This is a genomic window from Actimicrobium sp. CCC2.4 (assembly GCF_034347385.1).
In the GTDB taxonomy this organism is placed as follows: Bacteria; Pseudomonadota; Gammaproteobacteria; order Burkholderiales; family Burkholderiaceae_D; genus Actimicrobium.
In genome coordinates, this window is record NZ_CP133777.1 from 3,161,150 (window position 1) to 3,180,767 (window position 19,618).

The 19,618-nt window shown below is 58.1% G+C and carries 17 protein-coding genes; 3 read left to right on the plus strand and 14 right to left on the minus strand.

Annotated elements, in window-relative coordinates; genetic code table 11:
• Position 1: 1 nt before the first annotated feature.
• From RHM62_RS14505 to RHM62_RS14520, 4 genes are all read right to left on the minus strand, one after another.
• On the minus strand, positions 2 to 1,966 hold the full coding sequence (locus tag RHM62_RS14505; protein WP_322122786.1) for a branched-chain amino acid ABC transporter ATP-binding protein/permease: 1,965 nt from the start codon (positions 1,964 to 1,966) through the stop codon (positions 2 to 4).
• Between the two features lie 2 nt (positions 1,967 to 1,968).
• Positions 1,969 to 2,859: a branched-chain amino acid ABC transporter permease gene (locus RHM62_RS14510; protein WP_322122787.1), complete on the minus strand. Its 891-nt coding sequence runs from the start codon at positions 2,857 to 2,859 to the stop codon at positions 1,969 to 1,971.
• A gap of 226 nt (positions 2,860 to 3,085) precedes the next feature.
• Positions 3,086 to 4,243 carry an ABC transporter substrate-binding protein gene (locus RHM62_RS14515; RefSeq protein WP_322122788.1) on the minus strand — a complete coding sequence of 386 codons (1,158 nt, stop codon included), beginning with the start codon at positions 4,241 to 4,243 and terminating at the stop codon, positions 3,086 to 3,088.
• Between the two features lie 524 nt (positions 4,244 to 4,767).
• Positions 4,768 to 4,971, minus strand: coding sequence for a cold-shock protein (locus tag RHM62_RS14520; RefSeq protein WP_009665193.1), 204 nt, complete (start codon positions 4,969 to 4,971; stop codon positions 4,768 to 4,770).
• An 811-nt stretch (positions 4,972 to 5,782) separates the two neighbouring features.
• On the opposite strand from RHM62_RS14520, the gene RHM62_RS14525 reads away from it, so the two are divergent.
• Entirely contained in the window at positions 5,783 to 8,560 is a 2,778-nt protein-coding gene (locus tag RHM62_RS14525) for an EAL domain-containing protein (protein WP_322122789.1), read from the plus strand.
• Between the two features lie 68 nt (positions 8,561 to 8,628).
• Positions 8,629 to 9,639, plus strand: a complete 1,011-nt coding sequence (locus RHM62_RS14530) for an AI-2E family transporter (RefSeq protein WP_322122790.1) — start codon at positions 8,629 to 8,631, stop codon at positions 9,637 to 9,639.
• A 42-nt stretch (positions 9,640 to 9,681) separates the two neighbouring features.
• On the opposite strand, the gene RHM62_RS14535 is transcribed toward RHM62_RS14530, so the two are convergent.
• Together RHM62_RS14535 and RHM62_RS14540 are read right to left on the minus strand one after the other, a co-directional pair.
• Positions 9,682 to 9,867, minus strand: a complete 186-nt coding sequence (locus RHM62_RS14535; RefSeq protein ID WP_322122791.1) for a Thivi_2564 family membrane protein — start codon at positions 9,865 to 9,867, stop codon at positions 9,682 to 9,684.
• Between the two features lie 125 nt (positions 9,868 to 9,992).
• Positions 9,993 to 10,295: a collagen-like protein gene (locus RHM62_RS14540; RefSeq protein ID WP_322122792.1), complete on the minus strand. Its 303-nt coding sequence runs from the start codon at positions 10,293 to 10,295 to the stop codon at positions 9,993 to 9,995.
• Positions 10,296 to 10,617: 322 nt separating this feature from the next.
• Here RHM62_RS14540 and RHM62_RS14545 point away from each other — a divergent pair, with 322 nt between their 5' ends.
• The gene (locus RHM62_RS14545) at positions 10,618 to 11,361 is read left to right on the plus strand and encodes an SDR family oxidoreductase (RefSeq protein WP_322122793.1); all 744 of its coding nucleotides are present in this window, start codon (positions 10,618 to 10,620) and stop codon (positions 11,359 to 11,361) included.
• On the opposite strand, the gene RHM62_RS14550 is transcribed toward RHM62_RS14545, so the two are convergent.
• From RHM62_RS14550 to RHM62_RS14585, 8 genes are read right to left on the minus strand one after another with little or no spacing between them, the layout of a single operon-like run.
• Positions 11,358 to 12,377 carry an XdhC family protein gene (locus tag RHM62_RS14550; RefSeq protein WP_322122794.1) on the minus strand — a complete coding sequence of 340 codons (1,020 nt, stop codon included), beginning with the start codon at positions 12,375 to 12,377 and terminating at the stop codon, positions 11,358 to 11,360. The two genes, RHM62_RS14545 and RHM62_RS14550, sit on opposite strands and share 4 nt — an antisense overlap.
• A complete protein-coding gene (locus RHM62_RS14555; protein ID WP_322122795.1) occupies positions 12,370 to 12,825 on the minus strand; it encodes a hypothetical protein in 456 nt (151 codons plus the stop codon). The genes RHM62_RS14550 and RHM62_RS14555 overlap by 8 nt, the downstream gene beginning before the upstream one ends.
• Positions 12,812 to 13,525 carry a putative 2OG-Fe(II) oxygenase gene (locus RHM62_RS14560; protein ID WP_322122796.1) on the minus strand — a complete coding sequence of 238 codons (714 nt, stop codon included), beginning with the start codon at positions 13,523 to 13,525 and terminating at the stop codon, positions 12,812 to 12,814. The genes RHM62_RS14555 and RHM62_RS14560 overlap by 14 nt, the downstream gene beginning before the upstream one ends.
• On the minus strand, positions 13,522 to 14,466 hold the full coding sequence (locus RHM62_RS14565) for an XdhC family protein (RefSeq protein ID WP_322122797.1): 945 nt from the start codon (positions 14,464 to 14,466) through the stop codon (positions 13,522 to 13,524). The genes RHM62_RS14560 and RHM62_RS14565 overlap by 4 nt, the downstream gene beginning before the upstream one ends.
• A 2-nt stretch (positions 14,467 to 14,468) precedes the next feature.
• Positions 14,469 to 15,623: a vWA domain-containing protein gene (locus RHM62_RS14570; RefSeq protein ID WP_322122798.1), complete on the minus strand. Its 1,155-nt coding sequence runs from the start codon at positions 15,621 to 15,623 to the stop codon at positions 14,469 to 14,471.
• A 17-nt stretch (positions 15,624 to 15,640) separates the two neighbouring features.
• Positions 15,641 to 16,534 carry an AAA family ATPase gene (locus tag RHM62_RS14575; protein WP_009665183.1) on the minus strand — a complete coding sequence of 298 codons (894 nt, stop codon included), beginning with the start codon at positions 16,532 to 16,534 and terminating at the stop codon, positions 15,641 to 15,643.
• Between the two features lie 7 nt (positions 16,535 to 16,541).
• Positions 16,542 to 17,111, minus strand: a complete 570-nt coding sequence (locus tag RHM62_RS14580; protein ID WP_322122799.1) for an SRPBCC family protein — start codon at positions 17,109 to 17,111, stop codon at positions 16,542 to 16,544.
• Positions 17,112 to 17,162: 51 nt separating this feature from the next.
• Complete coding sequence (locus RHM62_RS14585) at positions 17,163 to 19,592, minus strand: aerobic carbon-monoxide dehydrogenase large subunit (RefSeq protein WP_322122800.1); 2,430 nt, start codon at positions 19,590 to 19,592, stop codon at positions 17,163 to 17,165.
• Between the last annotated feature and the right edge of the window lie 26 nt (positions 19,593 to 19,618).

Here is a 19,618-nt window from a genome sequence, read left to right on the forward strand (position 1 = left end):
GTCAGTTTCCTGCAAGAGTAGGCGTGGATGAGGCATCGTCGCCGATGCTTCCTCCCAGATAAGCTTCGATTACTTTTGGATCGGCTTGCACCGCAGCCGGTTTTCCTTCAGCAATTTTCTGCCCGAAATCAAGCACAGTCACGGTATCCGAAATCGACATCACGACGTCCATGTGATGCTCGATCAGAATGATCGTGATGCCGTGCTGCTTGATCTTGCGAATGATGGCGATGAGTTCCTTAATATCAGGAGCAGTCAGTCCGGCAGCAGGTTCATCGAGCAATAGCAACTGTGGATTCAGTCCGAGTGCACGGCCGATCTCAAGTACGCGCTGCTTACCGTATGGCAAGTTGCGTGCTTCTTCGTCGGCCAGCGATGCCAGACCAGCGAACTGCAGAATCCCAGCGGCCCGCTCGCGTGCCCGGGCTTCTTCACGCCGGTAACGCGGCGTACTCAACATCACATCGAGCACGTTGCTGCGGAAAGTATTATGCAGGCCGACCAACACATTTTCAGTCGAGGTCATTTCACCGAAAAGTTGCACGTTCTGGAAGGTCCGCGCTACACCGCCAAGTGCAATTGACGAAGGTGTCCGCCCAGAAATTACTTCACCATTGAATTCAACGGTGCCAGCTGTCGGTTTATATATACCGGTGAGGACGTTCATCATCGTGCTCTTGCCGGATCCATTTGGTCCGATCAGGCCATGTACCGTCCCTTTAGCGATCACGAGATCAACTTGATTGAGCGCCTTAAGGCCACCGAATTGCATCAAAATGCTCTTCGCATCAAGCAAGGTTGACCCGATACCGGCAGTGCTTGGCGCAACCGCCCAGGCTTTTGACTCATCGCCTTGCGTACCAGCACGGTTTGCATCACGAACGGAACCCTTGACGAACAAACTACGCAAGAATCCGATGATGCCGTCTTGGAGGTAGTACACGACAAACAAGGTCATAAGTCCAAATACCGTCAAGCGCCAGTCAGTGATATTTTGGAGCTTGTACGAAAACACTGCCATCCCGACTGTGGCAACCACAGGCACGGCAACCTCTCGCAATGTTTTACGCCCCTTGGCCAGCATGAAACCGGCACTCAGCACGCCAACGACTGCGGCCACGGTCGCAATCTTGCGGAACAATTCGATATCAGCAAGCAGGCTTGGCAGCATCACGACAATCAGCGCACCCAGCAACGCCCCGCTGCGTGTCTTACGTCCACCCATGATGACGGCCAGCAGAAACAAGATGGTTAGCTCGAAGTTATAGGTATTCGGCGAAATATATTCTTCCGAATACGCATAGAGGCTACCGGCCAAGCCCGCCAGGCCAGCACTGATGACGAACGCGTACACCTTGTAGCGGTACACCGAGACTCCCATACAGTCGGAAGCAATCGGGCTGTCGCGCAAAGCTTGGAAAGCCCGACCCAAATGTGATTTGAGAATGCGATCAACGACAATCAGTGACAACACCATCAACACGGCGACAAGATAAAAGAATTCGACTTCGTTGACCTTATGTCCGAAAAATTCCGGTTTGGCTACTTTCAAGCCAAGAGGTCCTTCGGTAAGGAAAGTCATCTCGTTAATCAAAATCTGGACGATGGTTCCGAACGCCAGCGTGACCATCGCCAGATATGGTCCCGTTACGCGTAATGCAGGCAATGCCAACAGCGCCCCGAACAGCGCGGTAACAGCAATACTGGCTGGTGCCGCGATCAGGATAGGCAAGCCGAATTTCAGGTAGAGCACACCTGTCGTATAGGAACCGATACCGAACAAAGCCGAATGTCCAAGTGACACTTGCCCGGTGTAGCCCACGACGATATCGAGACCAAACAGCAAAATCGCGTAAATCAGGATGGTTTCAGCGAGGTGAATATAGTAAGGGTTGTGAAATACCAGAGGGAATGCCGCCAGTACCGCAATTCCAATAACGGAAGCGACGAGTGTTTTCTTGTCCATGCTCATACTTTCTTGATCGTAGCTTTACCGAACAGTCCGGCTGGTTTGATTGCCAGCACGAGCAAGAGCAGTACCAATCCAGGTACTTCCTTGTAGCCAGTCGAAATATAAAATCCTGTGGTGGTTTCGGCGATACCGAGAATCAGTCCGCCAACAATGACACCCATACCGGACGTGAGTCCGCCGATAATTGCTACTGCAAAGGCTTTTAATCCCAAGGCGGTTCCCATCGTCGCGCCTGTCAACGTCAGCGGCGCGATCAAAACCCCGGCCAGCGCAGCCGTCGCTGATGACAATGCATAAGAAAAGGTAATCACCATGCTGGTGTTGATACCCATCAGCCCAGCGGCATCGCGATCGTTTGAGGTTGCCACAACGGCCTTGCCGTATATCGATTTGCGATTGAACACCTCGACCGCCAACATCATTGCCAGCGCACCCAGTACAACGACCACCTGCATTGGCTGCACGTTTGCACCAAGTACCTGGAAAGGAGTTGCAGGCAAAGGAGTAGGAAACGGAAGGTCATCCTTACCCCAAATATTTTCAGCGACATTCTTGAAAATGATGGCCAGTGCGATTGTCGACATGATCCAGCCAAATTCGGACTTGATTTTGATCGCAGGCCGGACGCCTATCCATTCAACGAATACACCCTGCATCGCACCAAATACGATAACCACCGGAATCATCAACCAGTAATTCAAATACGGACCACCGTGGATGTTCCCAACAAGACTGAGACCAACCAGCGCGCCAAGCATCAACGCCTCGCCCTGTCCAAAGTTCAGGGTACCTGAGGTAGCAAAAGTGAGCTGGTAACCAAAAGCGATAACGGCATAAATCATGCCTAGTGCAACGCCACTAAAAACGAGTTGCAAGAAAATTTCCATTATTTCCACCTGTATTACAGCCGCCGCAGCAGCAGGTTTCAGTTATGCCAAGGGCCTATCCCGATATGATGCCCCCACACTTCAACGTGGAAAGCAGCAGCCGCACCAGTGCTGGTGCGACCTGCACAAATGTATCGGGATAGACGCTCGATGCCGGAGCCAGATCTGACAACCGGCAATCATGAACAACATAGCTATAGCGCCGCAGCGCTAAGGCACTGGCTAATTATTTCGCCAGAATAACGCGACCATCTTTGACTTCACCAAAAACCGGGACGTCAATTTTAATAGCCTCGTGATCGTCCTTGCTGAACGGTTTGTTGTACGAAGTAACAACGCCATCGACTTTCTCTTTCAGGCTTTCGAGTGCTTCGCGCACTTTCGGTCCATCAGTCGTACCAGCTTGCTTAATCGCAGCGGCCAAAAGGAAAATGGAGTCATATCCCTGCGCAGCTGACACAGGCGACGGGATGCGGCTAGCTGGCGGGCTATAGGTCTTGACGTAGGCATCGATAAATGTCTTCCGCTTTGGCGTTGTTGGCTCCTGGATAAAGGTTTGCGGCATCAAGGTACCGTCACCATTTTTGCCAGCATTGTCAATGAAGTTTGCCATCGACAAAGTCCAGCTACCGATCAGTGGCACTTTCCAGCCGAGCTTTTCCATGCCATTGGCGATTTGTGCCAGCTCTGGGCCGATACCATAAGTCAGCACTGCTTGAGCGCCAGCTTGCTTGGATTTCAACAACTGGGCTGTCATGTCGACATCCTTGATGTTGTACTTCTCAATCGCAACCGCTTTGATACCTTTTTTGTCGAGCGCTTTTTCTAGATCTTCGCGTCCGAGCTGACCGTAGTTAGTCGAATCAGCCAGAATCGCCAGCTTTGTGAATTTTCGTTTGGTGACTGCTTCTTCGACAATCATTGCCGACTGAATCGAGTCGTTGGCAGCATTGCGGAAGATGTAATTTTCAGGCTGGTCAGCGAACTGCTTGGTGACGATGGATCCTGTCGCCACGTTGTTCATGACCGGGATCTTGGCTTCCTGATAGAAACGCTGGGAGGCCAGTGCAACGCCGGTGTTAATGAATCCGACGGTCGCCACGACTTTTTCTTTGTTGATCAGTTCCTGGGCAACCTGAACACCACGTTCGTTCTTGGCTTCATCATCGCGTTCAATCAACTGGATCTGACGGCCAAGCAAACCACCTTTTGAGTTGATTTCAGTGACTGCAAGCTTAACTCCATCGCGCATCGACACGCCCATCGGTGCGGAACCACCTGTGAACGGCCCGGACACACCAATTTTGATCGGCTCCGCAGCGATACCCGTAGCCGACCAGACTAATACTGCTGACGCAACCAGTGCTTTGATTTTGTATGACATGTCATCCTCTATGTTTTTAAATGCGAAACGTTATTAGCAAGCCAATCCAACTTTATTTGTCTGCCACGGGATTGTATGAGCCGCATGCTGTACCGGCAATAGAAACCTCATGCGGCACCGCAACATACAATACGTAAGTAAAACTACTCACATCCGACTTACCAACGGCCATTTCCAGCAAATCAATCAAATATTCGGCCTACCAAGACCAAACACTTCAATTGCAGAGGCACCCTTCATCGCTAGAGCCAAACTATTCAAGCGCAATAGATTCAATTACGAGGAGAAACTTTCATGATCGAATGAAAATAATTCAGGTTATTTTCATTCGCACGACTCGTAACCCACTTTGAGTGTCGGCGAAAGAAGTGCAGTGAGGTGTGTGTAATATCAATATTTAAGCGCATTGATCTTTAGAAATCCTCGTTCGAAGAAAAGCGTATGCGCTGCAAATAACTTTATAACTAAAAAAAAGGCGAAAAAAAACCTCGGCGGACCGAGGTTTTGGTAACGCTTAATTCAGCTTAGATAGGCTGAATGTTCGAAGCTTGCTTGCCTTTAGGGCCGGCGGTAACTTCGAAAGAAACGCGTTGATTTTCTTGCAGCGATTTGAAACCACTCGACTGGATAGCCGAGAAGTGAGCGAACAAATCTTCGCCGCCTTCGTCAGGTGTGATAAAGCCAAAACCCTTCGAATCATTGAACCATTTTACGATGCCAGTTGCCATTACAATTCCTATTTCAGTTAAGTTGGGCTGTTGCCCGTTAGATCGTTTCAACCAAGACAGGAAGAACAGACTGATACTGCGCTGCTAGCTCGAATCTCAACGATGGCTCGATTATAGCCGAATAAAACAGAAAATCTACAACTCCTTCAATCTAAATATTTCAGTAACGTCATCACTCCCGATAATTCTGCGTTCATTTCACAGTGGAAAAATATTCCTGCCAGTCGAAATGATCAACTGCCAAATGCATCCCTGAATAATGCATCGCAAAATACCCTGCACCCGCCATTCGACGCCAACATGGACCTGTTAAAGTCTGTCGCTTGTTAATTTTTACCAGACGGGTAAATCAGACCAGAAAAAATAGTGAAAGGGCCGGTTGCATGCAAACGAGTGAGATCTCAATGGTCCAAAACAGCCTGGTCCCAGCACGTCCCGCCCTGTTTTCCCGGGCTACCCGGTGAAAAGCCGGACTGGTTCGATCAGCGCCTTGGTACTGGTGCTTTGTGTAGGGACGACACTACTCGCCATTTTCAGTCAGACCTGGTGGACGATACGCGTGGACCGCAGCGTCTCCATCGAACAAATAAAAAAAGACCAGCTAACCACGATACGGTCGATCGAAGAACACGCATTTCAGACTGTACAAGACGCCGACCGTGCTATCAGCGCATCCATCGAAGCTATCGAAAGTGATGGTGGTTTGCTCTTACAAAATCCGGCGGCATTACGCCAGGTCTTGATACGGGAACGACAAAACACCACACAAATACAGTCACTGCGATTCATCAGCCCCGCCGGAATTAGCTCGGTGACGACATTTGAAGATCCGATGGTCAAAATTGACATCAGCGATCGTACCCATGTCCGTCAAATAATCAATGATCCGGCAAGCCGGACAGTCCATATCGGCCCTCCGGTCAAGAGTCGCTACGATGGTAAGTGGGTACTTCCCGTCAGCCGCAACATCCATGGGCGCGACGGCACGCGGCTCGGCATGCTGTGTGCGTACCTGACACTGGACTATTTCGACGAGTACTACCATCGCATTGCCGAAAGTCGCAAGGCTACGGTATCGGTGCACTCGGACGAGGGTATCGTCATGATCGACTGGCCATTCGATGCCCGACGGCTAGGCGAAGATATCAGCGCGACAGCAAGTGCAATCCGAATACAAGCGGGGCCGCGCGAAGGATTCTTCGAATCAGTCGAAATGAACGACAACGCCGCGCCAGTCTTTCTGGCCTATCGCAAGCTGGCAGCCTTGCCATTGACAGTCGTTTATACGTATCGACTCGATGAAGCGCTCCTGCCCTGGCAGCAACGCACTTCGAACAGATTACTTTTTTCCGGCGCAATCACCGGATTGATCCTGCTGCTGACACTCCTGCTCCTGCAGCACATACGCCGCCTGCATCGATTCGAAGAACATCTGGTCGCCAATGAAAACCGCTATCGCATGCTGTACGAAAGTGCCACCGACGCAATCCTGCTGATTAATCGCCGCCGGGAATATGTCGATTGCAACCCGGCGGCGCTGATCCTGTTCGATGTGACTAACAAAAACCAGTTGGTCGGCAAGCACTTCGACGACACCATGCCCTCTATTTCACTGGCTGATGGCAAGCAACACGCACCCGATAAATTGATTGCTCTCGCGCTGGATGGCCAGTCACAATTATTCGAATGGGCCATGTTGCGCAGAGGCGTTCCGTTTTTTAATGAGGTCACGCTCAGCCGCGCACGCATCAATAACGAGGAGTTACTCGTTGCCGTCTTTCGCGACATCAACGCACGCAAACGCGCCGAGCGGCTGCAGGAAAGTCAGAACCAGATCCTCCACATGATCAGTGCCGGCATCGGGCTGCAACCCATCGTGCACACCATTACGCAGTTTCTTGCACGGCATGCGCCTGGCACCCGCAGCATGGTGCTGCTGGTCGATACCGGAAGGCCACGTTTCACCGGCGCGATTGGTGCCAATTTCGCAACCGGATTTTTGGACAGTGCGGCCCGACTGGAGATCATCGATCACACCACCACGATGTCCGAAGCCGTCCTGACTCGCGCTCCCGTGATGTCGACCGGATCCGGAGCGAGCGCAGCAGCATTTCCGGGGCGCTGCAGCTCCTGGCCCATCCTGACACAGCGCGGACAAGTCCTGGCGGTACTCAGTATTTTCCATTTACCCGAAGACCGTCCGGGCAGCGATCTGATGCAACTGATCGACATCGCGATCGATCTCGCCGGCATCACCATCGAAAGCCGTTATGCCGAGCAGCACATCCGTCGTCTGGCGCACTACGACGAACTGACCGGGCTGCCGAACCGGGTGCTGTACAGCCAGCAGCTCGACAAGGCACTGCTGCATGCGCAGCGACACGCGCGCCAGGTGGGCGTCCTGTTCATCGACCTTGACCGATTCAAGAATATCAACGAGACCTTCGGCCATGATGCCGGCGATAGCGTCCTGCGCGAAGTGAGTTCGCGCTTTCTGGATACCCTGCGACCCAGCGACCTGATCGCCTGCGCCGGCGGTGATGAATTCATTGTCCTGGTCGATGGCTATGACGATCCGCTCGAACCTGGCGACATCGCCAGGTGTTTGCTGCAGGCCGCGTCACGCCCGTTCACTATCAACGGCCAGGAATGTCAGCTGGGTGCCAGCATCGGCATCGCCACATTTCCACAAGACGGGAACACTGCGCAGGCGCTACTGAAAAACGCTGACATCGCCATGCACCGCGCCAAAGATGCCGGCAAGAATAGTGTCCAGTACTACAGCATCGACATGCATACGCACAGCGTGGAGCGCCTGGCTCTCGAAGTGCGGCTGCAACGGGCCATCGGGCGACGCGAACTGGTCATCCACTACCAGCCAAAAATCGATGTCACCACTGGCCGGATCACCGGTGCAGAAGCACTGGTACGCTGGAACCATCCCGAACGTGGCCTGCTCTATCCGACCGAATTCATCGACCTGGCCGAAGATACCGGCCTCATCGGCGCGCTCGGCATGCTGGTACTCGACACCACCTGTGCCGACATCCATGAGTTCCGTCTTGCCGGCATCGAGGTGGGCCGGATCGCCATCAACCTGTCCGGCAGCCAGTTCAACGACAGCCGTTTGCTCGACAACATGCTGCAGGTCATCCGGACAAGGCAGGTCGACCCGTGCTCCCTCGAATTCGAAATCACCGAAGGCATGGTGATGCATAAGCCCGAGCAGGCCATCGCGCTGATGGAAGAAATGATCCGGCAGGGCTTCACGCTGGCCATCGATGACTTCGGCACCGGTTATTCGTCGCTGGCGTATCTCAAGCGCTTTCCGGTCGGTAGCGTCAAGATCGACAAGTCCTTTATCAACGACATTCCGGACGACCCGAACGACTCCGCCATTGTGCGGGCGATCATCGTGATGGCTCGTTCACTGGGCATGAAAGTCGTCGCCGAAGGGGTCGAAACCCGCACCCAACTGGCTACCCTTGAAGCCTTTGGCTGCGATGAATACCAGGGCTATTTTTTCAGCAAGCCGGTCGCGGCCGCTGACTTCATTGCCCTCGCGCGACATGCCGCAACTGCGCGATGACTGTGCGGCAAACTTCGCGCCAGGCGAAATCTGCGTTAGATTCGACTTTTCGACAAACAGACAACGCCATGCGCAATGCAACATCCCCGACCCCGGTCGACTACGCCGCCTACCTCCTCGCTGCAGCCGCCTTGTTGCTCATTCTGATCAAAGGCTTGCTGGCGGCGCTGTTTTCGGGACTGCTGGTGTATTCGCTGGTGCACATGACGACGCCGCTGCTGGGCAAGCAGATCAGCAGTACGCGCGCGCGCATGGTCGCCGTTGCCGCAATTGGCATCCTGACCGTCGCCCTGCTGTGTCTCGCCATCTGGGGCTCGATGACATTTTTCAGCAGCGAGGCGGGCAGTTTGCCGGTCCTGCTCCAAAAGATGGCCGACATCATCGAAAAATCACGCGACCAGATTCCGCTCTGGCTCAGTGCGTATTTGCCGGAGAGCGCCGATGCCTTGCGACTGATGATCACAGATTGGCTGCGGGTCCATGCACTGGAAGCGAAAATCATCGGGCAGGAAACCGGCCGGATTCTTGCGCACATCCTCATCGGCATGATCATCGGTGCCATGGTGGCCCTGTATGACAGCAGCCCGAAAACCTACCTGCCGCTTGCCGCCGCCTTGCGCGCGCGCTTGCATCATTTGAGCGAAGCCTTCCAGCGCATCGTCTTCGCCCAGGTCCGCATCGCCGCGATCAACACGGTACTCATCAGTATCTATCTGCTGATCATCCTGCCACTGCTCGATATCCATCTGCCGCTGACCAAGACACTGATTGCCCTGACATTTTTCACTGGCCTGCTCCCCGTATTCGGCAACCTGATCTCCAACTCGCTGCTAGTGGTCATCGGTCTGGCCCACTCGCTGCACACGGCCATCGGGTCGCTGGTGTTCATGATCGTCGTGCACAAGTTCGAGTACTTCCTGAACGCCAAAATCATCGGCAGCCACATCAATGCCCGCTCCTGGGAATTGCTGATTGCGATGTTGGTCATGGAATCGGTCTTCGGCATGCACGGCATCATCGCCGCGCCGGTGCTCTACGCGTACTTGAAAAGGGAATTATGCGAACGCCACCTGGTATGAAAAAACCCGGCGCGAAGGCCGGGTTGACAAGGAAGACGAGCGTTACAGTTTGAATTGCGGGACGTAGCCGCCCGGCAGAATCCCGAACGCTGACAGCAAGATCAGGATCAGCATGATGATGAACAGCACGCGCACAATCTGTGCGACTGGCGATGGCAGCGGCAGCATGCCGACCAGCCACCAGACCAGGCCGAAAACCACCAGGGTAATAATTAAGCTGACAATCATTGGCATTCCCTTGGACTGAATTGGATATCAAAAAAAGGAAACCCCCGCACCGGAGGTTTCCTCGTCGTATCGCTCTGTCGTTGCCCTGCGCCTCGACGCAGACGCAAAGCGATTAACGCAATAAGTTACTTGGCGGCAGGAACGACGATGACGGTGTCGCCCGTCTTGCCGGTGTCGCCGGTAGCACCCGTTGCACCCGTTGCACCTGCTGCGCCGGAGTCACCGGTTGCACCGGTAGCACCCTTTGCACCATCCATGCCGGCTGAACCGGAACCGGTCGATCCCGTCGAGCCAGTAGCACCAGTGGCGCCAGTGGCACCGGCAGGACCAGGAACTGCGACCGGCACGGCAACTGTCGTAGAAGGACGCTCACATGCCGTCAGTGCCAGCGAACCAACCAGGGCAAGCAAAAGAATTGAATATTTCATGGTGAACCTCTCTCAGTGGGCCAACTCCTGCAACAGCAGGAAAATTAAATAACGGGTGTCGCTATCGACTCCCGAAAACAGCTTATCGGACTGGTCCGGACCCTCCCGGCCCGGCGTGAGCAGACAATGCGCCGGAAGTTCCTGCCGTTCTGTTCGACAGCGAACTTAATCCTGAACTCACGCAGGTAAATCATGATAATGTGGTAACGAAACGTTACCGCGAGACGCCGGATTTACCGCCATAGCTATGTACGGTTAGGTATAAACACCTGGCAGCCGGATGTGCCACCATGCAGGCTCAAAAAAGCAAGGGGTCGAAACTATGAGCAACAACATCGCAGGCAAAGTCGTCGTCATTACCGGTGCCAGCAGCGGACTGGGCGAAGCCACCGCGCGCCACCTGTCGCAGCTTGGCGCCATCGTGGTGCTGGGCGCGCGTCGCATCGAACGCATCACCGCACTGGCCGGCGAACTGGCTGGCAGCACCGGACAGGCGCTCGCTGTACAAACCGACGTCACCGACAGCAAGCAGGTCCAGCGATTGGTCGACGCGGCAGTCAATTTCTATGGCCGCATCGACGTGATGATCAACAATGCCGGCCTGATGCCGCACTCGCCGCTGGAGAGACTGAAGATCGCCGACTGGGACCAGATGATCGACGTCAATCTGAAAGGCGTGCTGTACGGAATCGCAGCCGCCCTGCCCTATATGCAGGCTCAAAAATCCGGCCACATCATCAACGTGTCCTCGGTCGCCGGCCACAAGGTCCGACCTGGCGCTGCCGTCTACGCCGCCACCAAGCATGCGGTGCGCGCGCTCTCCGAAGGCCTGCGCCTCGAAGTCAAGCCGTACAACATCCGCACCACCGTGATCTCGCCGGGCGCAGTCGCCACCGAACTGCCGGACAGCATCACCGAGCCGGATGTCGCCGCCAACGTCAAAAAAATCTATGAAGTCGCGATCCCGCCGGACGCCTTCGCCCGCGCTGTCATCTATGCGATGAGCCAGCCGGACGATGTCGACATCAATGAAATCCTGTTCCGTCCGACCTTGCAGGAAGTCTAGTAAGCAGTCACCACATCAATCGCCAGCATGCGTTGGTGACGCTGGCCATCGGGAATCTCGCGCTTCTGCAGCACCGGTACCTGATGCCTGACGGCGGTGATTTCGGCCAGTATCGAGATCGCCATTTCGGCCGGCGTATTCGCACCGAGGTACAGGCCGACCGGACCATGCAGGCGATCGATCTGCTGCGCCGTCAAGTCAAATTCCAGCAGCCGCTCCCTGCGCCGTGCCGTGTTGGCCCGGCTGCCGAGCGCGCCGACATAGAACGCCGCCGACTTCAATCCTTCCATCAACGCCAGGTCATCGAGCTTGGGATCATGCGTCAACGCGACGATGGCGGTATGACTATCAACCGCGAGTTCGAGGATCACGTCGTCCGGCATTCCGCGCGACAAAGTCACATCAGCCGATGTCAACGCCGTGCCGAATTCTTCACGCGGATCGATCACGATCACTTCGTAATCCGCGCCTAGCGCCATCTGCGCGACATGCTGCGACAGCTCGCCGGCACCGATCAGCACCATGCGCCAGCGCGGTCCGTGGATGGCACGCAAGAAGCGTTCGTCGAACTGCAAGACATCGCTGCGCCCGGCTGCAGCCAGCGTGGCGATGCCGGTCTGCAGGTCAAGCACGCGTGCCGTGATCTGCTTGGCACGGATGCGCGCCAGTAGCGCCGCGAGCAACGCCAGGTCGGGACGCGGTTCCAGCACCAGCCGCAACGTACCGCCGCAAGGCAAGCCGAAGCGCGCAGCTTCGTCGCGCGAGACGCCATACCGGACGATCTGCGGCAAGGTCGCCACCGGCAAATCGGCCCGTACCTGTTCGATCAAATCATCCTCGACGCAGCCGCCGGAGACCGACCCGACCAGCTGACCGTCATCCCGGATGGCCAGCCACGCGCCGACCGGACGCGGTGCCGATCCCCAGGTCTGGACCACGGTAGCCAGCATCACCTGATGGCCGGATTCCAGCCAGCCTATGCAGGTTGTCAACACAGCGAGATCAGTACTATCCATGCACAAGCTCCGGTTTGCCACGTAAAAATCGGGTCAAAAAAATCAGCCGGCGCATCGCTCTGCCGGCCAGCATCCCGCCCGCCATGCCCGCACCCATCATGACCAGCATGCCGACCGGCAACGCCGGCCAGCCCGGCAGCATCGCGGCCGCCATCGCCCCGCCCGTCATGCCGGCCATCATCCAGGCCGAACAGACCAGCTGGCGCAGCAGCGGCGCAGCGCGACCATGGCGGGCCGACCAGCCCAGCGGCAGCACGATCATCCCGACATGCATCGCCGGCAGCCACATCCAGTGCAGCCGCAGCGTCACCAGCAAATCGGGCGCCGCATCGACGCGACACAGCGACGACAGGATCGCCAGCCCCGGACCATGCAAGTCCAGCAGCAGACCCAGCGCCATGCCGGCCAGGCCGAGCAACAGCAAGACCAAGGTCTCAGGAAAAATCATACGGTTTGAACGCCGTGCGGCCGTCCGTTTCGACGCTGGCATTAAATGAAATTGCCACCCGGTCGCGCGTACCGGCATACGGAAATGCCTGATGCTTCAGCGACGACGGGAACAGCACCAGCAAGCCCGGCTCCGGCGCGATATCCCGATGCGCGTCCATCAGGTAGGTATTCCCGGCATCGATATGGGCACCGGCCAGCTGGTCAAACCAGGGCCCGTAAAACCGCAGCATTCCGTTGCGCGCACCATAAACCGGATGCGCCAGTCGTTGCGAGGCCGGATCGATATCAACGTAATACACGCCCGACCACGAGCAATTGCCATGCGTATGCACATCATGAAAAGCGCCATCGTTCTGCACCTGAAACCAGCTGCCGGCGATCGCAATGCGTGCACCGCTGACGCCGTGATCGTGCCAGGCTTGCCGGTTCAGCGACGACACCAGCGCCCCGAGGCGCGCGCCGATAAAAGCAAACAGCGTCTGCATTTCGGCAATATCGCAGCGCGACAGCAGGTCATCGGCACTCACGTAAAAGGAGGCCGGGGTGGCGCTCGCCGGACGCGGATCGCACTGCCGCATCATCGCAAATGCGCGCAACAGTTCGGCATTAACCGGTGCCGCATCCGGCAGCAGCGCGCTCGCCAGCGGGATGCCCCACAGCGTCTCGATGGCCATGCCGGCCTGCGCATCGCCACTCATGCCGGTACCCCGCGCGCAATCGCCAGGTACTTGTCGGGGGCGTCTTCAAACCGCAGCTTGCAACCGTCGCAGCAAAAATAATGCGACATGCCGCCGAAGGCGATCACGTGTTTTGCGGTGGCCGGATCGACCGCCATGCCGCACACCGGATTGACATACGCAGGCGCAGCCACGACCGGCACCACGGCTTCGGTTGTACGGCGCAACGCCACTACCGCTGCGATCGCACCGAGCGCGACTTCAGCCGGCGTACGCGCATGCAGATACGGTCCGGCCGGTGCCTGTAAGACGGCCAGCCGGTCTTCAGCAATGCCTTGCAATTGCATGCGCTCGCGCAGTTGTGCTGCCTTGCGCGGACTGGCAATGAGCAGCACCGCCGGACAAGGGCTGCGCAGCGCCGCATCGAGCGCCGCTTCGTCGCCCTCGCCTTGCGTGACGATCAGCACGAAGGCCGGCTGCAGCAATTCCAGCGTCGCCAGATCGGACTGGCTGTCGGCCAGCGCACTGACCCGCAAGCCCATCCGTTGTCCAAGCACGCGCGCTTCGGCCGCTGCCGGTGTCGCGCCCAGCACCACCAGCAACGGTGCCGGCACCACCGGCTGGATGAACAGTTCCAGCGTGCCGTTGCTGGCGCAAGGCATCGCATGCTGTTCGACATCGGCGTCGGCGTCGGCCAGCGCACCGTCATTGCTGATGCGAATACGCCGTGGCAAACCGGCGACTATCGCCTGCTGCGCCGCCTGCACCACCACCGCTTTCGCACAGCCGCCGCCGACCCAGCCATGCAGCGTGCCATCGGCTTCGATGATGGCTTGAGCGCCGACCACGGTCGAACTCGGCGCGCTGACGCGGATCACGGTGGCAAGGGCGAACGGACGCTGTGCCGCGATCAGTTGCGGTGCCAGCGCCAGCATGGCGAATTCGGTGGGCAAGTTGGACATGGTCAATGGAGTGCCTGCAAGAGTTGAGGCAGCACCCGCGCAATACTGGCGAGGTCGCTGCCGGGAGCAAACAGATCGAGGTGCGGCAGCGCAGCTTGCATGCCCGCACTCGATGGCGTGTAACCGGGTCGGCTGGCCAGCGGATTGAGCCAGACCACGCGACGCGCGCGCCGCCGCAAGCCGACCAGCGCACTGACCAGCCGCTGCGGCGCACCGGTGTCATAGCCATCGCTGACGATGATGACGGCGCTGCGGGCATGCAGCAACCGGCCGGCATGGTGCTCATTGAATTCGGCCAGGCAGTCGCCGATGCGGGTCCCGCCGGCCCAGCCGGCCGACAGCAATTGCAGCCGCTCCTGCGCGCGCCACGCATCCGGATCGCGCAGCGCTTCGGCCACGCCGATCAGCCGCGTGTGATACAGAAAACAATGCACATCGGTCAGCAGCAGCGACAGCGCGCGCGCCAGCCGCAAATAAAAAAAACTGTACAGACTCATCGAACGGCTGACATCGAGCAGCAGCACCAATCGCGGACGCTGGGTGCGCGGCTTGCGCCAGGCCAGATCCAGCGGCACGCCGCCATGCGCGATGCTGCGGCGTATCGTGCGGGCCAGATCGATGCGGCGACCGGTGCTGGCAAGCTGCTCGCGGCGCAGCGCCAGCAGGCGCAGCCGGCGGGCAAATTGCCGCATCAGCGCATCGAGCGCCTGCAGTTCCTCGGGCTGGTGCAGATGCCGGAAATCCGCCTGCCCCAATGCCTCGTCGAGACTGGCACCGTGCTGCGCCGTCGCGCCGTCGGTGTCGTCGCCATCGGTGCCGCCGGCCGACGCCAGCGGCGTGCCGTCGCTGCTGTCGCGCAAGCCACCGGCCTCACCGGCCAGGTCGACATGACCCGCACCGCCGGCATGGGTCTCGACAGTTTTCTGCCGGTTCGGCGGCAAAAAATACGCATCGAATAATCCATCAAAACGCCGCCAATCTTCGGCCCTTGAACACAGCAGCGCGCGTAAATTCCAGCGCAACAGCGACGCATCGAATTGACCCGATTGCTCGGCCACCCGCAGCGCATCGGCGCCATCCGCACTGGCAACCTGCATACCGTTTTCACGCAGGAAGCCGATAAAGCCGACGTAGCGCGCGGCCAGCCTGCGAGACAACTCAGGAGCCAACTCCGTCAGCACGCCGCCGCCAGTTTCTGCACCACGACACGACTCAGGCTGGCACCATCAGCCTGCGTTTTCACCAGCGCCGACAGCGACGCCATGATGCCGTCCAGACCTTCTTCGTCGAAGCGACTCACGCCCAGTTGCAGCAAGGCCGCCGCCCAGTCCAGCGTTTCGGCGATGCCGGGTTTTTTCTGCAAATCCATCTGGCGCAAGGCCTGGACAAACTCGACCACCTGCCGCGCCAGCTGCAGCGGCATCTGCGGCAAGCGTGTCTCGACGATCAGCAATTCCTTCTCGAAACCCGGGTAGTCGACGTATTGGTACAGGCAGCGCCGTCGCAACGCATCCGACAATTCGCGCGTGCCATTCGAGGTCAGGATCACGATCGGTCGCGACACCGCCTTGATGGTACCCAGCTCCGGAATCGACACCTGAAAGTCGGACAGCAACTCCATCAGATAGGCTTCGAAGGCTTCGTCGGCGCGGTCGATTTCATCGATCAGCAAGACCACCGGCGTCGGGCTGCTGATCGCTTCGAGCAAGGGCCGGCGCAGCAAATAGCGCTCGGAAAAAATGTCCTGCTCTTTCTCGGCGACGGAGCGCGTATCGTCATCGAGCAGTTTGATGGCCAGCAGCTGGCGCTGGTAATTCCATTCGTACAGCGTCGAATGCGCGTCCAGTCCTTCGTAGCATTGCAGCCGGATCAGCCGGGTCTGATGTACCTGCGCCAGCACCTTGGCGATCTCAGTCTTGCCGACACCGGCCTCGCCTTCGAGCAGCAGCGGCCGCCCCATCGCCGTCATCAGCAACAGCGTCGCGGCCAGCCCCGGCTCGGCCACATACCCGAGCTGCTGCAGTTGTCGCTGCAGCGTCAGGACCGTGTGCATGCGCGCGCTCGTCATGCTTGCCTCAAGCCGACTTGCCGGCAAAGAGGCCGCGCCACCAGTCGCGCACCACCGCCCACGCCAGCGCCAGTCCGTTCATTTCGGATTGCACCGGTGCTGGCGCGATCTGCTGCGATTGCAGCGCCTCCACCTGCAGCGCAAAGTTGGCCGCGAACTGCTTGAGGATCTGCTCGGCCACCGAGTTCATCACGCGCCCGCCGAAGGCAGCGGCCTTGCCGGTCATGCCGACCTCGCTCTTGCCGACCAGTTCGCATGTCGTGCCGCCGGTGTCCTTCACGGTGGCCACCAGATCCATCGACGCACCCGAAGTACCGGTCACGTCGGAGCCGGTACCGATCAGGTGCAAGGTGCGGGTGGCGGCATCGACTTCGCGCACTTCGATATTGCCGCGAAAGGACATCGAGGCCGGTCCGACCTTGACGCTGACGGTGCCCTTGTGATTCTTGTCATCGACGCGCTCGGTGATCTTCGCGCCCGGCATGCAATTGCCGACGCCTTCGATATTCTGCAAGAACTGCCACGCAGTATCAGCGCTGCAGGGCATAGCAAAAACTTTTTCTATGACGACATTCATGCGTGATTCCTTATTCTGAATTGAGGCTGTCCGGCGGGATCAATCACTGGCCTAGCGCTGATCCAGGTTCAGTGCATGGCTTTGCTGCCAGACCCGGAAACTGTTGTGCGGCATGTTCATGTGAGTCACGCCGAGATGGGCAAACGCATCGACCATCGCCGCCGTGAAGCATGGAATCGACCCGACGTGCGGCGACTCGGCGACACCCTTGGCACCGATCGGATGATGCGGCGACGGCGTGACGGTGAAGTCGGTTTCCCAGTGCGGCGTTTCCATGCTGGTCGGCAGGAAGTAATCCATCAGCGTGCCGCCGAGTACGTTGCCGGCATCGTCATAAGTCAGCTGCTGCCCCATCGCCACCGCAAAGCCTTCGGTCAGTCCGCCATGAATCTGGCCTTCGATGATCATCGGATTGATGCGGGTGCCGCAATCATCGAGCGCATAAAAACGCCGGATCTTGGTCTCGCCGGAATAGCGGTCGACATCGACCACGCAGATGTAGGTGCCGAACGGGAAAGTGAAATTCGGCGGGTCGTAATAGTCGACTGCTTCGAGTCCCATCTCCATCCCTTCGGGGACATTGTTGTAGGCCGCCCAGGCGACTTCCTTGATGCTCTTGGCCTGGTCCGGCGCACCCTTGACGACAAAGCGATCGAGGTCGAATTCGACATCATCCGGACTGACTTCGAGCAAATGCGCGGCGATCTTGCGGGCCTTCTCGCGGATCTTGTGCGAGGCACGCGCGATCGCGGCACCGGCCACCGGCGTCGAGCGTGAACCGTAAGTGCCGAGTCCGTACGGCGCGGTGGCGGTATCGCCCTCCTCGACCGTGATCAGTGACGCCGGGATGCCCGCCACCGACGCGATGATCTGCGCATACGTGGTCTGATGCCCCTGCCCCTGACTGATCGTACCCATGCGGGCAATCGCCGAGCCATCCGGATGGACGCGGATCTCGCACGAATCAAACATGCCGATGCCGAGGATGTCGCACATCTTCGACGGACCGGCACCGACGATTTCGGTGAAGGTGCAGATGCCGATACCCATCAGCGTGGCGGCATCCGGATCGGCCCGGCGCGCGGCCTGTTCGGCCCGCAAGGCCGGATAATCAAGCGCCGCCAATCCCTTGCGCAGCGCCGGTTCGTAATCACCCGAATCGTATTCCAGACCGAGCGCGGTCTGGTACGGGAACTGGTCTTTGCGCAGGAAATTGCGGAAGCGGATTTCGGCCTTGTCGATGCCCAGTTTTTGCGCCAGCACGTCGACCATGCGCTCGATCAGATAGACCGCTTCGGTGACGCGGAACGAACAGCGGTACGACACGCCGCCCGGACATTTGTTGGTGTAGATACCGTCCACCGAGACGAAGGCATTCGGAATATCGTACGACCCGGTGACGACGTGGAACATGCCGGCCGGCCATTTGCTCGGATCGGCGCAGGCATCGAAAGCACCATGGTCGGCGGTCACATGGACCCGCAACGCCTTGATTTTGCCGTCCTTGTCAGCGGCCAGTTCGCCGGTCATGTGATAGTCGCGGGCGAACGCGGTGGTGGTCAGGTTTTCGGTGCGCGACTCGATCCATTTGACCGGCCGGCCCAGCACGATCGCCGCGACGATCGCGCACACATAGCCGGGATAAATGCCGACCTTGTTACCAAAGCCGCCGCCGATGTCCGGCGAGATGATGCGGATTTTTGATTCGGGAATCGACGACAGCATGCCGACCACGGTGCGCACCACGTGCGGTGCCTGCGACGTGATGTAGACCAGCAGATCGCCACGGATCTTGTCGAACGAAGCGACGCAACCGCAGGTCTCCAATGGACACGGATGGACGCGCTGGTAAATCATGTCCTGCTTGACCGTGACTTCTGCATTATCGAAAGCGCGGTCGGTCTTGTCCTTGTCGCCGATGTCCCACGTGAAGATGTGGTTCGGATGCTTGCGTGCGCCGTGCGCGCCGACGTCCTTGTCCTTGATATCGTCGCGCACGGTCGGCGCATCGGGTGCCATCGCCTTCAGAGGATCGACCAGCACCGCCAGCGGCTCGTACTCGACCTCGACCAGCTCGGCCGCGTCGGCGGCGATGTAGCGGTCTTCGGCCACCACGAACGCGACTTCCTGATTCTGGAACACCACCTTGCCATCGGCCAGTACGGCCTGCACATCGCCGGCCAGTGTCGGCATCCAGTGCAGCTTCAGCGGCTTGAGGTCGTCGGCCGTCAGCACCGCATACACGCCGGGATGGGCCAGCGCCTTGCTGGTGTCGATGCTCTTGATGCGGGCATGCGCATACGGACTGCGCACCATGACCCCGACCAGCATATTGGGCATCTTGATGTCGTCGACGTAATTGCCCTTGCCTTGAATGAAGCGCGGATCTTCGTAGCGCTTGCGCGAACAGCCCATGCCTTCGAGCTTGGCCAGGCGCTCTTCGTTACTCGGTACTGCCTTGCTGTCGATTGTTGCGTCCATGATTGTCTCCGTCAGTCTCAGTGCGC

Coding starts and splice junctions, on each gene's coding strand:
- RHM62_RS14505 (WP_322122786.1), bottom strand. CDS start 1,966: ATGGACAAGAAAACACTCGTCGCTTCCGTTATTGGAATTGCGGTACTG.
- RHM62_RS14510 (WP_322122787.1), bottom strand. CDS start 2,859: ATGGAAATTTTCTTGCAACTCGTTTTTAGTGGCGTTGCACTAGGCATG.
- RHM62_RS14515 (WP_322122788.1), bottom strand. CDS start 4,243: ATGTCATACAAAATCAAAGCACTGGTTGCGTCAGCAGTATTAGTCTGG.
- RHM62_RS14520 (WP_009665193.1), bottom strand. CDS start 4,971: ATGGCAACTGGCATCGTAAAATGGTTCAATGATTCGAAGGGTTTTGGC.
- RHM62_RS14530 (WP_322122790.1), top strand. CDS start 8,629: ATGCGCAATGCAACATCCCCGACCCCGGTCGACTACGCCGCCTACCTC.
- RHM62_RS14535 (WP_322122791.1), bottom strand. CDS start 9,867: ATGATTGTCAGCTTAATTATTACCCTGGTGGTTTTCGGCCTGGTCTGG.
- RHM62_RS14540 (WP_322122792.1), bottom strand. CDS start 10,295: ATGAAATATTCAATTCTTTTGCTTGCCCTGGTTGGTTCGCTGGCACTG.
- RHM62_RS14545 (WP_322122793.1), top strand. CDS start 10,618: ATGAGCAACAACATCGCAGGCAAAGTCGTCGTCATTACCGGTGCCAGC.
- RHM62_RS14550 (WP_322122794.1), bottom strand. CDS start 12,377: ATGGATAGTACTGATCTCGCTGTGTTGACAACCTGCATAGGCTGGCTG.
- RHM62_RS14555 (WP_322122795.1), bottom strand. CDS start 12,825: ATGATTTTTCCTGAGACCTTGGTCTTGCTGTTGCTCGGCCTGGCCGGC.
- RHM62_RS14560 (WP_322122796.1), bottom strand. CDS start 13,525: ATGAGTGGCGATGCGCAGGCCGGCATGGCCATCGAGACGCTGTGGGGC.
- RHM62_RS14565 (WP_322122797.1), bottom strand. CDS start 14,466: ATGTCCAACTTGCCCACCGAATTCGCCATGCTGGCGCTGGCACCGCAA.
- RHM62_RS14575 (WP_009665183.1), bottom strand. CDS start 16,534: ATGACGAGCGCGCGCATGCACACGGTCCTGACGCTGCAGCGACAACTG.
- RHM62_RS14580 (WP_322122799.1), bottom strand. CDS start 17,111: ATGAATGTCGTCATAGAAAAAGTTTTTGCTATGCCCTGCAGCGCTGAT.
- RHM62_RS14585 (WP_322122800.1), bottom strand. CDS start 19,592: ATGGACGCAACAATCGACAGCAAGGCAGTACCGAGTAACGAAGAGCGC.